The sequence below is a fragment of the Nocardia alba NBRC 108234 genome (genome assembly GCF_001612665.1).
Taxonomy (GTDB): domain Bacteria; phylum Actinomycetota; class Actinomycetes; order Mycobacteriales; family Mycobacteriaceae; genus Nocardia; species Nocardia alba.
Window position 1 is genome coordinate 60,393 of record NZ_BDAX01000001.1, and the last position, 14,601, is coordinate 74,993.

15 protein-coding genes and 1 pseudogene are annotated in these 14,601 nt (G+C 66.7%); 11 read left to right on the plus strand and 5 right to left on the minus strand.

What is annotated here, in order from left to right; all coding sequences use genetic code 11:
• The first annotated feature begins 72 nt into the window (after window positions 1-72).
• The 6 genes from NA12_RS00275 (at window position 73) to NA12_RS00300 (ending at window position 5,896) form a co-directional block, all read left to right on the plus strand.
• Window positions 73-963: an NAD(P)-dependent oxidoreductase gene (locus NA12_RS00275; protein ID WP_067444440.1), complete on the plus strand. Its 891-nt coding sequence runs from the start codon at window positions 73-75 to the stop codon at window positions 961-963.
• Window positions 960-1,358, plus strand: a complete 399-nt coding sequence (locus tag NA12_RS00280) for a nuclear transport factor 2 family protein (protein ID WP_067444443.1) — start codon at window positions 960-962, stop codon at window positions 1,356-1,358. The genes NA12_RS00275 and NA12_RS00280 overlap by 4 nt, the downstream gene beginning before the upstream one ends.
• Window positions 1,358-2,434: a maleylacetate reductase gene (locus NA12_RS00285; RefSeq protein ID WP_067444445.1), complete on the plus strand. Its 1,077-nt coding sequence runs from the start codon at window positions 1,358-1,360 to the stop codon at window positions 2,432-2,434. The genes NA12_RS00280 and NA12_RS00285 overlap by 1 nt, the downstream gene beginning before the upstream one ends.
• The gene (locus NA12_RS00290; protein ID WP_067444448.1) at window positions 2,431-3,315 is read left to right on the plus strand and encodes a hydroxyquinol 1,2-dioxygenase; all 885 of its coding nucleotides are present in this window, start codon (window positions 2,431-2,433) and stop codon (window positions 3,313-3,315) included. The genes NA12_RS00285 and NA12_RS00290 overlap by 4 nt, the downstream gene beginning before the upstream one ends.
• A 195-nt stretch (window positions 3,316-3,510) precedes the next feature.
• Window positions 3,511-4,743 (plus strand): MFS transporter, encoded by a 1,233-nt coding sequence (locus NA12_RS00295; RefSeq protein WP_067444451.1) that lies wholly within the window; start codon window positions 3,511-3,513, stop codon window positions 4,741-4,743.
• A gap of 22 nt (window positions 4,744-4,765) precedes the next feature.
• Window positions 4,766-5,896, plus strand: a complete 1,131-nt coding sequence (locus NA12_RS00300) for a zinc-dependent alcohol dehydrogenase (protein ID WP_243654852.1) — start codon at window positions 4,766-4,768, stop codon at window positions 5,894-5,896.
• A 413-nt stretch (window positions 5,897-6,309) separates the two neighbouring features.
• On the opposite strand, the gene NA12_RS00305 is transcribed toward NA12_RS00300, so the two are convergent.
• Window positions 6,310-6,666 carry an MmcQ/YjbR family DNA-binding protein gene (locus tag NA12_RS00305; protein WP_067444454.1) on the minus strand — a complete coding sequence of 119 codons (357 nt, stop codon included), beginning with the start codon at window positions 6,664-6,666 and terminating at the stop codon, window positions 6,310-6,312.
• A gap of 124 nt (window positions 6,667-6,790) precedes the next feature.
• On the opposite strand from NA12_RS00305, the pseudogene NA12_RS32900 reads away from it, so the two are divergent.
• From NA12_RS32900 to NA12_RS00320, 4 genes and pseudogenes are all read left to right on the plus strand, one after another.
• Window positions 6,791-6,913 (plus strand): annotated as a pseudogene (locus NA12_RS32900) (IS3-like element ISAar24 family transposase); the annotation flags it as partial.
• Window positions 6,914-7,039: 126 nt separating this feature from the next.
• The gene (locus NA12_RS00310; protein ID WP_132369817.1) at window positions 7,040-7,555 is read left to right on the plus strand and encodes a hypothetical protein; all 516 of its coding nucleotides are present in this window, start codon (window positions 7,040-7,042) and stop codon (window positions 7,553-7,555) included.
• 198 nt (window positions 7,556-7,753) lie between these two features.
• The gene (locus tag NA12_RS00315; protein ID WP_067444460.1) at window positions 7,754-8,620 is read left to right on the plus strand and encodes a type VI immunity family protein; all 867 of its coding nucleotides are present in this window, start codon (window positions 7,754-7,756) and stop codon (window positions 8,618-8,620) included.
• A 143-nt stretch (window positions 8,621-8,763) separates the two neighbouring features.
• The gene (locus NA12_RS00320; RefSeq protein ID WP_067444463.1) at window positions 8,764-9,384 is read left to right on the plus strand and encodes an MBL fold metallo-hydrolase; all 621 of its coding nucleotides are present in this window, start codon (window positions 8,764-8,766) and stop codon (window positions 9,382-9,384) included.
• A 60-nt stretch (window positions 9,385-9,444) separates the two neighbouring features.
• Here NA12_RS00320 and NA12_RS00325 read toward each other — a convergent pair whose 3' ends face one another.
• Complete coding sequence (locus tag NA12_RS00325; protein ID WP_067445186.1) at window positions 9,445-10,473, minus strand: LacI family DNA-binding transcriptional regulator; 1,029 nt, start codon at window positions 10,471-10,473, stop codon at window positions 9,445-9,447.
• A gap of 262 nt (window positions 10,474-10,735) precedes the next feature.
• On the opposite strand from NA12_RS00325, the gene NA12_RS00330 reads away from it, so the two are divergent.
• A complete protein-coding gene (locus tag NA12_RS00330) occupies window positions 10,736-11,806 on the plus strand; it encodes a phosphotransferase (RefSeq protein ID WP_067444466.1) in 1,071 nt (356 codons plus the stop codon).
• A gap of 159 nt (window positions 11,807-11,965) precedes the next feature.
• Here NA12_RS00330 and NA12_RS00335 read toward each other — a convergent pair whose 3' ends face one another.
• Genes NA12_RS00335 through NA12_RS00345 form a run of 3 tightly spaced genes read right to left on the minus strand, consistent with a single transcriptional unit; the run spans window position 11,966 to window position 14,600 of the window.
• Complete coding sequence (locus tag NA12_RS00335) at window positions 11,966-13,051, minus strand: phosphotransferase family protein (RefSeq protein WP_067444469.1); 1,086 nt, start codon at window positions 13,049-13,051, stop codon at window positions 11,966-11,968.
• Complete coding sequence (locus NA12_RS00340; RefSeq protein WP_067444472.1) at window positions 13,048-13,797, minus strand: SDR family oxidoreductase; 750 nt, start codon at window positions 13,795-13,797, stop codon at window positions 13,048-13,050. The genes NA12_RS00335 and NA12_RS00340 overlap by 4 nt, the downstream gene beginning before the upstream one ends.
• Window positions 13,794-14,600, minus strand: coding sequence for an SDR family NAD(P)-dependent oxidoreductase (locus NA12_RS00345; protein ID WP_067444475.1), 807 nt, complete (start codon window positions 14,598-14,600; stop codon window positions 13,794-13,796). Before NA12_RS00345 ends, NA12_RS00340 begins: the two co-directional genes overlap by 4 nt.
• Window position 14,601: the final 1 nt, after the last annotated feature.

A 14,601-nucleotide genomic window follows, 5' to 3' on the forward strand; every position in this document is an offset into this window, starting at 1 on the left:
GACCTGCTTTTCTCCGCCTCTCACCACCGCTCACCGATTCGCCGCGACAGTCGCCGTAGCGGGGGAGGGGCCGTGCTGATCGGATTCGCGGGCCTGGGCCGAATGGGCAGGCCGATGGCCGCCCACCTGGCCGCGGCGGGACACACCGTTCTCGCCTATGACCCGCATGTCGAGCAAGCGCCCGAAGGGGTCGGCCTCGCCGACTTCCCCGATGCGCTGGCCGCCGCCGCATTGACGATCAGCATGCTGCCCGATGGTGAATCCACTCGCGACCTGGTGATCGAGGGTCTGCGCGCCGTCACGCCCGGCCACTTGCACATCGTGATGGGTACCGTCGGCCCGGAGGTCGTCCGTGAACTCGCCGACCTGCCGCATCTCGCGGTGATCGATGCCCCGGTGTCGGGCAGTGTGTCGATGGCCGAAACCGCCGCCATCACCACGATGGTCGGCGCCACGCCCGAACAGTTCAAGCGGGCGCAGCCGGTACTGGCCGCGATGACCACCGCCCAGTTCCACGCAGGACCCGTCGGCTCGGGGTCCACAGCCAAACTCGCGGTCAACGCCGTCCTGGCCGGGCTGAGTCAGGCTGTCGCGGAAGGACTTCTGCTCGCCGAAGCCGGTGCCCTCGACCCGGCCACGTTCTACGACATCCTGCGCAACAGCGCGGCGGGCGCACCCTATGTCGGCTACAAGCAGCAGGCATACCTCGCGCCGGAGTCGACCCCGGTCGCGGCGCCGGTATCGCTGATCCGCAAGGACCTCGGCCTGGCACTCGCGCTGGCCCACCGTCACCGGCTGCTCCTGCCCGGATCCGAAGCCGCGTTCGCCGTCCTCGACGATGCCGTGGCCACCGGGCTGGGTCAGGCCGACATGGCCGAGGTCCTCACCGTCCTGCGCCGCCGCAACGGCGTGATGTTGCGCGAAACCCTGTCCACCGCACCACAGACCGGAGCCCTCTCATGACCGATACTCTCGCTACGGCCGAGATCGAATCGACCATCCGCTCTCTCGAAGACGCTCGCTACGCCGCGGTAGTGGCAGGCGACATCGAAGGCTTCGCCGCCTTCGCGCACCCCGAGTTGCTCTACACGCACTCCAATGCCGCGGTCGACACCCTCGACAGCTACCTGGAGAAACTGCGCACCGGCTTCTACGTCTACCACCGGATCGACCACCCGGTGCACAAGATCGTCGTCGTCGGCGACACCGTGCTGGTCTCCGGTGAGATGCGCGCCGACATCACCGCCGGCGGGGTGCGCAAACAACTCGCCAACAGCGCGCTCGCGGTCTGGGTGCGCGACGGCGGTCGGTGGCTGCTGCTCGGCTACGGACCCACGGTCATCCCGGGGGCTATCTGATGACACAGTTCACCTACGACGGCCTGCCGGGCCGGGTCGTCTTCGGCGCCGGTGCCGCACGGACCCAATTGCTCACCGAGCTCGACCTGCTCGGCGCCCGCCGCGTGCTGCTCATCGCCACCGATGCCGAGAACGGCACCGCGACACAGCTGTGCGCACCGTTCGCCGATCGGGTGGTCGCGACCTTCTCCGAGGTTCGTCCCCACGTGCCCGCCGAGGTCGCCGAGCTCGCCCGCAAGATCGCACTCGATGCCGACGCCGACGTGGTGCTGTCGGTGGGCGGCGGCTCGACGACGGGAACGGCCAAGATCGTCGCCTTGACCACCGGTCTGCCGGTGCTCGCTGTGCCGACGACCTATGCCGGTTCCGAAGTGACCCCGGTGTGGGGCCTGACCGAGCGCGGGCGCAAGACCACCGGGACCGATCGACGGGTGCTGCCCAAGACCGTCGTCTACGACCCGGAGCTGACTCTTACTCTGCCGGTAGAACTCTCGGTCGCCAGCGGACTCAACGCGGTGGCGCACTGTGTCGAGGCTTTCTGGGCGCCACGGCGAAGCCCGGTGTCCAGTGCGGTCGCCGAAGACGGCATCCGTCACCTGGTCAACGGCCTGACCACGATCGCGTCCACCCCGACCGGCCTGGCCAGCCGCGGTGAACTGCTGCTCGGTGCCTACCTGGCCGGATCGGCGTTCGCCGTCGCCGGATCCGGGCTGCACCACAAGATCTGCCACGTCCTCGGCGGGGCGTTCGACCTGCCCCACGCCCATACACACGCCATCGTGCTGCCCTACGTACTGGCCTACAACGCTCCCAACGCAGGCGAGGCCGTCGGCCGGATCAGCCGCGCGCTCGGGCGAGTCGACATCGTCGACGGCCTGCGTGAACTCGGTGGTGCGGTCGGCGTCCCCGCGGGGCTGCGTGAGCTCGGCATGGACGAGTCCGGTGTCGACGACGTGATCGACGACATCCTGGCGATCGCCCCGGCCGACAACCCGACCCGCGTCACCGCGGAAGGGCTGCGCGCGATCTTGCACGGTGCATGGGCAGGATCGCACCCTGTAGGGCCGACGGCATGACCGGCGACCCGGCTACCGCCGTGAACAAGGAACAGGCCGTCACCGAGGAGGTGCTGGCCAGCTTCGATGCCACCCCCGATCCTCGGCTGCGCGAGGTGATGCACAGTCTCGTGCGGCACCTGCACGCCTTCGCCCGCGACGTCAGGCTCACCGAACACGAGTGGGAGTCGGCGATCGAATTCCTCACTCGCGCAGGGCATATCACCGACAGTCGGCGTCAGGAATTCATTCTGCTCTCCGATGTACTCGGCCTGTCCATGCTCACGGTCGCCATCAACGAACCCGCCGAGCCCGGCGCTACCGAGTCGACGGTGTTCGGTCCGTTCTTCGTCGATTCCGCACCGGAGATTCCGCTCGGCGGCGATATCGCCCGGGGCGCGAAGGGTCTGCCCTGCTACGTATCCGGCCAGGTTCGCACTACCGGTGGCGAGCCGATCGAGGGGGCGCGGATCGAAGTGTGGGAAGCCGACTCCGACGGTTTCTACGACGTCCAGTACACCGACGACCGCTCGGCCGGTCGCGGCTGGCTGCGCTCGGGCGCGAACGGCGAGTACCGATTCTGGTCGGTGCTGCCCGCGCCGTATCCGATTCCCCACGACGGCCCGGTCGGCGACCTGCTGACCGCGACCGCCCGCGGCCCGATGCGCCCCGCGCATCTGCACTACATGGTCACCGCGCCGGATTTCCGGCCCCTGATCACCCATATCTTCGTCGCGGGCGACCCCTACCTCGACTGCGACGCGGTGTTCGGCGTGAAGGAGAACCTCGTCGTCGAGGCGGTCCACCACGCCGACACCCCCGCTCCTGACGGGACGCATCCGCAGGACGGCTGGACGAGCATCACGTTCGACCTGGTGCTGGCCACCCACGACGGCCGCTAGCGCTCCCGTCACTCACACGACCGGACCCGTCGAGGTCCGGATCGAACGGCACCGCTATGCCTTTCGCCGGATTACACACCGGCAGGCGATTGCTCGGTGCCGGTTCCACCTGTGCGGCGAACACCCGTTCGCCGCGATTCGAAGATCACTGCTGCCCGGGCACGACCCCCAGCAGCTCACACTGGAGGTACAACGATGCGACGTACACGTTGGATCGTGCTCGGCGGGTGTTTTCTCGCCTACCTGTTCGACGCCCTGGAAATCGTCCTACTCTCCATGGCGCTACCGTCCATCCGTAAGGACTTGGGCATCACGATCACCCAGGGCGGCCTGCTGGCTACCGCCACCCTGGTCGGCATCGGTGTCAGCAGCGTCCTCGGTGGCTACGTGGCCGACAACTTCGGGCGCAAGAAGGCACTGCTCGCCGCACTGAGCATCTTCGGCATCTTCACCGCCGCCATCTACGTGGTCCCGAGCTACGAGGTCTTCCTGCTGCTGCGGTTCCTCGCCGGTATCGGGCTCGGCGCAGTCTGGAGCGTGGTCTCGGCCTATGTGGTCGAGACGTGGCCCGAAAAGCATCGTGGTCGCGCAGCCGCATTCGTGATCAGCGCCTTCCCCGCGGGCGGTGCGATGGCAGCCACGATCTCGGGCTGGTTCCTGCCGGATTGGCGACTGATGTTCCTGGTGTCGGGCTGCGCGGTAGTGCTGCCGATCGCCATCGTCGCGATCTTCTTCTCCGAATCCGCCACCTGGGCAGCTCAGAAGGCCGACAACGCCGACGATGTCGTCTCCGTGCGTGATGTGCTGGGCTCTTCGCTGCGCCGGCGCACCCTGCTGGGCACCCTCATGGCGGCGCTCGCGCTGTTCGGCTACTGGGGCGCGATGACCTGGCTGCCCACCTACCTCACCACCGAGCGTGGGCTGCCGTCGACTTCGGTCGCGCTGTTCATCACGACACTGAATCTGGGAATGTTCTTCGGCTACAACGGTTTCGGCTACCTCGCCGATCACATCGGCCGTCATCGGACGATCATCATCACCTTGCTCGGCGTCACGCTGACACTGCCGATCTACGCACTCACCACCCAGGAGACCGCCCTGCTGTGGATGGGACCGCTGTTCGGCGCGTTCACCGCCTTCTTCGGACTGTTCGGCTCCTACCTCGGGGAACTGTTCCCGACCAGGGCCCGCGCGACCGGCGCCGGGTTCTGTTTCAACGTCGGTCGCGGTGTCTCGGCGCTGGCGCCGTTCGCTCTGGCCGGACTGGCGGCGAATATCGGATTCCAGGGCGGCCTCATCGTGTGCGCGGGATTCTTCGGCCTCGCCGCGGTGGTGGCACTGTTCCTGCCCCGCGGCAGCACTGTCACCGATGACGTTGTCGCCCAACCGGTTACCGACCCACGTGACGGAGAACCCGTCAAGGTGTGACAACCGATGGTCTGGGTCGCTCATGGCGACCCAGACCATCTACCGGCATTCGAACCCTATCCACCATCTCGACGAGGAAGACACTGCTGTGCCATCGACGATGCAAGCCGCCGTCTACTACGGCCCCCGCGACATCCGACTCGAAGAAGTCGACATCCCCGCTCCGGGCACCGGGGAAACACTCCTGCGGGTGCTGCGATCGGGAATCTGCGGGACCGACGCCGCCGAGTGGACCGCCGGACCGAAAACCTTTCCCGTGCAACGCCGCCACCCCCACAGCGGGCACCTCGGCCCGATCATCCCCGGCCACGAATTCGTCGGCGAGATCGTCGAAGCCGACCCGGATTCCGGCCTCACCGAGGGCATCCTGGTCGCCAGTGGCGCCGGTGTCTGGTGCGGTAAATGCCGACGATGTGGCGAAGGCCGAACCAACCAGTGCGCGCAGTACCGAACCCTCGGGCTGAACGTCCACGGCGGGATGGCCGAATTCGTCGCCGTCCCGACGAAGACACTGCGTCTGTTGCCCACCGGGTTGCCCTTGGACCACGCCGGACTCGCCCAACCCCTGTCTGTCGGCATCCACGCGGCTCGCCGGTCCGGAGCGCGCGAGGGCGACAACGTCGTCATCATCGGTGCCGGCGCGATCGGCTCGTTCGTCCTCGCCGGTCTGCGACACCTCGGCGAGCTCGACACCACCGTCATCGACTTCCCCGGCAGCCGCCTCGACCGCGCGCAACGTCTGGGCGCCGATCGCACCCTCACTCCGTCGCAGTCCATCGCCGCCGATGTCACCGACGCACTCAACGGCCGCAAACCCGACGTCGTGATCGAGGCAAGCGGGGCCCCCGGACAGCTGGCGGCGGCACTCGAGATGGTCGCCGACGGCGGCCGCGTCCAAGCAGTCGGAATTCCCGAGGACAAGCCCGCCCTCGACATGCACTCGATGATCTTCCGCGAGATCACCCTCGACACGACGCTGGCCCACGTCTGCGATACCGATCTCCCGGCCGCGCTGCACATCCTCGCGGCAGACTCACTGCTCGGCACCGAATTCGCCGAAACCCCGGTGGGACTGGCACATCTGGGCGCATCACTCGATCGGCTCGCCGCAGGGCAAGTGGAAGGCAAGATCCTTATCGATCCTGGCGCGTGACCGGTTCCGGACAGGCTTTGCGCACGGCAGTGATAGAGCGCAGGAGTCGACACGACTGGACTCGATCCGCCATAGATTCGCGTTGGCAGGGGCAGCCCAAAGCTGCGCTCTTTCATGGGTTCGATCGGAAACCACATGCTGGAACGGCGGTTAGGGACTATCGCCGCGTGGTTGTAGACGTTGAATTTCCCAGTCGCGGACGTCGCCGAGTCTGTACCGGCGGTAGCGGCCCATGCGGGCGAAGCGAGGTCCGGTTCGGGCTGATGCCCAAGCCGCGAGGGTCTCTATCGGGATCTGCAGGTGGGCAGCCGATTCGGCTGTGCTCAACGACGTTTCATCGTCTGGTTGGGGCGGTCGTTGTGGACCTGTTTTCGCGGTGTGAACGTGTGGTCGTGTGGCCCTTGAAAGCGCCCTCATATCTGGCGCGACAGGCGTTCCGGTGCGATGTGCCTGTAGGCGTGTTCACAGATCTCGGCCACCTCGGCCCAGTCGACATCACCGTCGAGCCGCATCCCGACCCAGCCACGTCCCCCAACGTAGGGCGGTACGAAGAAACGTTCCGGATCATCGCCGACGACCGCGTCCTGTACCCCCGCTGCCGCGGCCGCCCACAGATGTGGCTCGTCGCGCCCGTGATGCCCCTGCGGCCACAACATCACGAACTGCTTCTTCACGAAGAACCCGGGCGCACCATGCGTGACCCGCTCGGCGCTCTCCGGGAACCCGAGGCAGATCTCTCGTATCTGGTCGGTCAGCTGCTGCGGTGTCATACGCCAATCATCCGACTTTCCGGATCCCCTGTGCCGACAGGCACGTCTGAGCGGTGGCGCCTTGGCCATCGCCTTTGTCGGGGAAGCCATACATCCGGTTCCGGCATACCAGACCGAGGCCTAGTTCGCCTCTTGGGTTTTCGGGGAGAAGATCCGTTCCGCGGGGCTGCTGCCTTCGTTCGGCACCGTCGGAGACGGGCTCGATAACGCCATGATGGAAAGCTTCTGGGGCTCCATACAGATCGAGTCCGATCAGCATTCAGTCGGCACCGACAGCATTAACCAGATCCCGAACCCACCCAGCGTCACTGCCGCTTCGCAGGGTGAGCCGGAGGTCATCGCCGAACGATCCCCCGCAGTAGCCTGAACCATCGTGAACTACCTTGGATCGATCCGAAATCCCGTGCATGACGGGCTTTTCCTGGTGCTGTGTGATGCGGGGGCGCGGTTCGGTGGCTGGGATGTCCACGGCGACGAGCTCGCCGCTGAGGGCAGCGCGCAACTGGTGCTCGACGGGTTGCGCGTCTACGTCGAGGAAGCCCACGGTGACGGCCGCCACGAGGTGCGTCGCAGCGATGATGGAACCCTCTGGATCTCACCACCGGCCGAGCCGGGTATCCGCCCGATTCCGGAGGACGGCCTCGAACACGAGCCACGTACCGAAACCCTTCCGATGGGGCTCGTCGATGTGCCGAGCGGAACGCTGGTCCTTGCCCTCGCTTACCCGCCGCTCAACATGACGACCGACGGCGACCACGCGGGCGTTACGCATGGAGAAGGCGAACGCCTCGACGTCGTGGTCGGGCCCGGCGTCTTGGTGATCACACGCGAGCGCACCGCCGCGGGCCAGACGGTAGCCCTGCGTTTCCTGCAGCCGCACGGTGCCTAGGCCGGGAGCGTCGGACCAAGGCGGGTGCGGTCACGACGGGCTTCTCGCATGATCCACGCAGGCTCAGCTGTCGCGTCAGCGCGCCGCCCATCTGATGCGCGCCGGACCTCGGGCGGTGCGACGGACGTGACACGGTTGCCAGATACCATCGGCTCCCGCGGCGGCAGAGCCCGCGTCACGACGTGGCAGTATCCGTCCGTGCCGGAATTCCCGCCCCGTCTCCGTGCGCACGTCGAGATCGGCGTGCCGGTACTGCGTGACGGCTGGGTCGCCGTCTTCTACCTGCCCGACTCCTGCGACCGGCATCGCGCGGCGGTGGCGGAGAGCGTCGCGGAGTATCTGCGCCTGGTCGACAGTCCGGACCTGCGGCTGACCATCGACGAGGAGGGCTATCCGGTCGCGCTGACGGATGCGGAGATCGCGGAACGGCTCGCCTACGTCGCGAAGCCGAGTGGTGAATCCGTCGGCTTGTCTCTCATGGATCGCAAGAACGGTGTCAGCGGACATCGGTTGCGCTACATGGGTTTCGGTGCCGATGACCCGATCGCGGGGCCGGAAGCGACCAGCCTGTTGCTGCTCACCTACACCTCGGAGACGGTGGAACGTCTCGGGCTGGAGCGCTTCGCTCGCTTCCACGACGAGCTCGCCGACCGCCTGCCGCTGTCCACCGGCTATGTGTCGCCCGCGTTCCTCGCCGCGACGGGTGCGGGCGAACCGGCCGCCTTCGAGGTGATCCGGGCGATCTGGCGCGAGCATCCCTGTCTCGACATCCCCTACATCTCGCTGGACTGGATGCTGCTCGGTGACCGGATTCGCGGTGCCTACTGGCTCAACTATCTGGCACCGGGAACCGTCGACCCGTCGACCGATCCGGATCTGCTGGTTCGCGAATTATCCAGCGGCACAATGGCGATTCAGGTCGACGGCCCGCCGGACGGCGATCCCGCGCCCTACCGGAGGCTCGCGGAATCGTTCGCGCCGAGAGCGTTTCGGCCCACCATTCCGTTCCCGGAGTTCGATGCGGAGGAAATCGCGGCCTGGTTCGCGCGCTTCGATCCGAGCTGATGGTCCGTTCCGGCGAGTGCGAAGCGTTCCAGCCGCGACCGCGCGGCGAACACACGGACAGTACGGCTCAACCGGTGCCTGTTGTCAGCGACGACGCGTGGCAAGCGGGATCGAGGCACTGCGCTGCGGGCTGCGGCGTAGCGTTGACGCGGTGGCGGAGACACCTAAATACCTACACCGGACATGCGCCCGGTTCGTGGGCTGTCGACAACAATGTATGGGTGCTGGGTGATGACGACGAGGTTGTCATCGTCGACGCGGCCCATGATGCCGAGCCGATCGTCGAGACTGTCGGAGACCGCAAAGTGGTTGCTGTGGTGTGCAGCCACGGCCACAACGACCACGTGACTTTCGCGCCGGAACTCGGCCGAACGCTCTACGCGCCGGTGGTTCTGCATCCCGGCGACGAGAAGTTGTGGGCGATGACGCACCCGGGGGAGTCGTACTGGCCGGCGACCGACAAGCAGCGAATCGCTGTGGCTGGAACGGTTCTCGAGATCGTTCACACCCCTGGTCACTCACCAGGTTCGATATGCCTGTATCTGCCGGAAGTGCGGGCGGTGTTCTCCGGCGACACATTGTTTCGCGGTGGCGCTGGTGCGACGGGACGATCGTTCTCCGACTTCCCGACTATCGTCGGCTCGATCCGCGACCGGATCTTCGCGCTGCCGGAAGATACGCGGGTCCACACCGGACACGGTGAAGGGACGACGATCGGCGCGGAAGCTCCGGATCTGGCCGAATGGATCGAGCGAGGATTCTGACAAGCAGTGGGCATGGTGACAGCGGTGGCGTGACATGTCGGCTGGGGCGCAGGTGATAGGTCAGGTCGAACTGCGCGGGATGAGGACTGCGAAGTCACCGGTCGGCGCGATGTCTTCGGTGGGTAGGCCGAGGGCGTTCATCATCGCGTTGACTGCGGTGTCGACGATTTCGGGGGCGCGAAACCCGATGGTGGTCAGCGGCGGATCGGCGAGGGCCGCCAGCGCGATGGCGTCCACGCCCATGACTGCGAGATCTTGTGGGCAACGCAGTCCGGCGCGGCGGATGCCGTGGAGCACGGCGAAGGCGGTCTCGTCGCTCTGCGCGCAGACGGCGGTCACTCCGCGCTCGACCCACTGCGCGACCAACTGCGCGGCGTCGGAGCCGTCGGCGCGGAACTCGGCTACGACCGGGTCGGGTAGGTCGTGGTCATGTGTCGCGGCGCGCACACCGGCGAGCCAGTAGTCGGCCAGTGGACGCAGCTTGGGGTTATCGATGACAGCGAATCCCAGCTGCCGGTGCCCCCGAGAGATCAGGTGTCGCACGCGAAGTTGTTCCACGCTCAGATTGAGGGTTGTCAGCAATTCCAGGTTGGAGCTTCCCAGGTGTATATGCGGGATCGCTGCCCTGGTGACGGCCTCGAGAGCGGCGCCGGTCAGAGGGAACGTGGCCGCGACCGCCCTGGGGTTCAGGCTGGCGATCGCCTCCACCACGTTCGCGCCGTCCTCGGTCTCGAATTGCAACGACATGAGCAGTCCGTGACCGGCCAGCGCTGTGGACAGGCGGGTGCCGACTTCCATGGCCAGCTCGCCCAACGCCATCTGCGGCACGATGTAGAGCACGACTCCGCTGTCGCCGATCACCAGATTGCGTGCCGCGAGGTTCGGACGGTATCCGAGCGTGACCGCGGCCGCACGGACGGCCCGTTGAGTCCGCGCCGATATCCGTTGGCCCTCGACATTGTTCAGTACGTAGGAAACCGTCGCCGTGGACACATTCGCCAGGCGTGCGACGTCGGTTCTAGTCGGTCTGGCGGTCCTGCGCACATCCTCCACGCTGCCTCCGACCACTATCGATATCCCGGTCAGCATCATCGCACAGCCGTCTCGCCACATCGTGTGGGTGCGGGGTGACTCGAGGGAGTCATCGATTGCCGAACGGTGCGGATCGTTCGGCCATGCCTCGCCAGGTTCGGCGCCGCGGGCAGGCTGGCGTGCCGGTGTGATCTCCGCACCAGCGATGCCTCGCTACCTTGGGGATCTTTCGCTGGACGAGTGGTACTTACGCGAGTAACCTTCGATGAGAATTCTTGCTTTCAGAGAATTGAATTCTCTTGACCTGGAGGGGAACTGAATGGGCGTCGAGGCATTGCCCCTGCCGCGGGACTGGGACCAGATGACACCGGAGTGGATGTCGCTCGCGCTGGCAGCGCACCATCCGGGCGTGGAGGTCGAATCGGTCTCGGTGGATCTGCGCGATGACGGAACCAACCGCCGCGCGCGGTTGCGGCTGACCTATGCCGCGGGGCAGGGACCGGCCACGGTTTTCGTGAAGGCGGCCGATCCGGCGCACAAAGAACTGATCCGCATGACCAGTGGGATGTTCCACGAGCCACGCCTTTTCAACTCGCGAGTACCCCTGCATCTCGAGCATCCGACGGTCTATGCCGCGCTCATCGACGAGGACAACTACGACTTCGTCATGGTGATGGAAGACGTCATCGCACGCGGCGCCGATCCTCGTGACGCCACCCGGCCGCTGACCGTGGACCAAGCCGCCGCAGGTGTGCGCGGGCTGGCCCGGATGCACGCGAAGTACTGGGAACGGGTCGAGGGTCATCCCGATCTGGGCTGGCTGGAACCATTCGTGCCGTGGAACGGGATGGAGATCGCGCCACTGCCCGCCGCACTGGAACGCCTCGGCCCCGACGCCCCGCCGCAGGTCATGGCCTTGAGTATCGGCGAACTCATAGACGACATCTGGAAGCCCTATATCCGCACGTTGACCCGTACCCCGCAGACCCTGCTGCACGGCGATGCCCATATCGGTAACACCTATCTGCTCGCTGACGGCGAGGTGGGTTTCCTGGACTGGCAGGTTGCCCGGCGCGGGAACTGGTCGATGGATCTGGGCTATTTCCTCCAGGGCGCGCTCACCATCGAGGACCGCCGCCGAGGCGAGGACGAGTTGCTCGGTATCTACCGCGATGCGCTCGATCTGCCCGCCGCCCACCTGCCCACACCCGCGGAGATCGAACTCGGTTACCGAGCTTCCGTCGCGCACGGACTCACCCTGTGGCTGTGCACCGCGAGCGCGGGTGAGTTCTGGCAGCGTCCCGATATCGCGTTGGCTCTGGCGCAACGCTATTCGGCTGCCTACGCCGATCTCGACACTGCCTCCGCGATAGCCGAGCTGTCCCGGTGATTCGCTGCGATCGACGCGCCTGCTGACGGGGGATGAGCTTGCCCGGCGCGCGGCTCACCGGCGCCGAGCCGGTGTATGACTCGAGAGCCCTGTCATCGGCGAATCGTTCGGTCGTCACCGATTTCGGCGCGGTGGCCGCAACCGCGTAGCGATCCGTCCCTATCTGGTGGTGCCGATGATGCGGTGGCAGCGTTGTTGCAGGAGTAGGACCGCGATGGCGAAGGAGCGGAAGGCGGGGTTGGTGGTCTGTTTGTGGTGGTATCGGTAGTAGATCTGTTGGCAGATGGCGGCGAGCCGGAACAGGCCGAAGACTTCGTAGAAGGCCCATTCGCGGTCGGTGAGTCCGATTCCGGTGCGCCGGCAGTAGTGTTCGACGACGGCGTGGCGGGTGAGCATGCCGGGGGTGTGGGTGGGTTGGCGGCGGAAGAAGCGGAAGGCCAGGTTGTCGTCGGCTTGGACCCAGTAGGCCAGGGCGGAGCCGAGGTCCATCAGGGGGTCGCCGATGGTGGCCATCTCCCAGTCGAGCAGTCCGATCGGTCGGGTGGGGTCGGCGTGGTCGAGGACGATGTTGTCGAAGCGGAAGTCGTTGTGGATGACGACCGCGCCGCGGTCGGGGGGCTGGTTGGCGTCGAGCCAGCTCATGACTTTGTCGAACGAGCCGACGTTCCAGGTTTTGGCGCGGCGGTACCGCTCGCTCCACCCGTGGATCTGCCGAGTCACGTAGCCCGGCCCCTTGGACATCCAATCCAGTTGCGCGGCAGTGGGATCGATGGTGTGCAGATCGATCAGAACGTCGAGGACATTGGTGCACAGGGTGTGGACCTGTTCGGGAGTGAGACCGAGGTCGGTGGGGAGGTCCTTGCGGGGGATGAGGCCGTCGAGTCGTTGCATGAGGTAGAAGGGCGTGCCGATCACCTCGGGGTCCTCGCACAAGGCGAGGGTGGCCGGGACGTAGTCGAAGACCGGGTTCAGGGCCGTTTGCACGCGGTATTCGCGCGCCATGTCGTGAGCGCCCTCTGCGCGCCGACCGTTCGGGGGACGTCGCAGGATGAGGTCGCGGTCCGGGTAGGACAGCAGATAGGTGAGATTGGAAGCGCCGCCGGAGAATTGGCGGACAGCGGGCGTGGTCGCCAGGTCGTGGTGGTCGGGTAGTGCTGCGTGTATCCAGGTGGTGAGCGCGTCGGTGTCGAAGGCGTCTTCGGTGCGGACCTCGCGAGCGCCATCGGTTCGTGCGGGTGTGCTCATGTGAGTTTCCTGATGATCGACAGCGGTAGCAGTTTCATGACGGGAGCTAGCGGGAGCCAGGGCCAGCGGGGGACGTAGGCGGTGGTGGCGCGGGCTTCGATGGCGCGCACCATCGCGGCGACGCCGGGTTCGGTATCGACCATGAATTGTGTGCGGTCGGCCGCGGCGGCGTTCATTTCCGAGCGGATGTAGCCGGGGCAGATCAATGAGATGTCCACGCCTGGAATGCGTTCGCTGCGCAGCCCTTCGGCCAGTGCGGCGACTCCGGCTTTGCTGGCGGCGTAGGTGGTCATGGCACGTCGCATACCGCGCAGGGCGGAGAACGAGGAGATCAGGACCAGATGTCCGTGATGCTGGTCGCGGAAGATCTCCAGGGCGTGCTCGGTCTGAGACAGCGCGCCGACGAAGTTGGTCATCGCGGTGCGGCGGTTGGCGGCGTGCCCTCCGGTGCCCAGTGCCGCGCCGGCGCCGCTGCCCGCGTTGACGATCACCCGCTCCACCGTGCCGAACTGCTCGCGGAACTCGGTGAACACGGTGTGCACGGCGTCGTCGTCGGTGACGTCGAGGGCAGCGGTGCGGATCCGGCGTTCGGGGTGGGCGCGGGTGAGTTCGGCCGCGAGTTCGGTCAGGCGGTCCGTGCGGCGCGCGCACAGGCCCAGGTCGTAGCCGAGAGCGGCGAACTGGCGTGCCATCTCCTCGCCCAATCCGGAACTCGCGCCGGTGATGATGATGGTTCCGGTACTCATCGGTGAGTGGTGTTTCCCTTCGCTGCCCGTTGGGCGGTGGTGGCGGTACGCCGTCCCATCGCGAACATCTGTCGGTCGTAGAGCGGGCGCAGCAGACGTTTGCTCCAGAACGCCCGCCTGCCCGCGCGGTCGGTGAGAACCAAAAATCGGCGTGCGTCGATGCCGTCGAGTGCGGCGGCGGCGATCTGGTCGGCGTCCAGGGCCGCGGTGTCGATGAGTTTGCGGGCGACTCCGGCCATGACGGGGTCCTCGCCGCGCAGCGAGGTGGCGAGATTGGTGCGGAAGAACGACGGGCACAGCACCGAGACCGCGACCCCGTGCGGGGCGAGTTCGTAGCGCAGGCTCTCGCTCAAAGCGACGACCGCGGCCTTGGCAGCGGTGTAGGCGCTCATGGCGGGTGGGTGGACGAGCCCGGCGAGGGAGGCGGTATTGACCACGTGCCCGGCGCGAGCCTGTTTGAACAGCGGGACGAACGCGCGACAGCCGTTGGCGACACCGGCGACGTTGATGTCGAGTACCCGCGTCCACTCGGAGTGCGAGACCAGTTCGACGCGGCCGCCGGTGGCGATTCCCGCGTTGTTGACCAGGACGTCGAGTCCGCCGAATCGCTCGGTGACCACTTCGGTCGCGCGCGTCCAGTCGTTCTCGGAGGTGACATCCAGGCGCAGGTAGGTCGCGCCGTCAGGGACGGGGTGGTGTTCGGCGAGGTCGGTGACCAGAACGGTGTCGCCGCGTTCGGTGTAGCGGCGGGTCAGTGCCGCGCCGAGGCCGGACGCGCCGCCGGTGATCAGGATTCGGGCCATG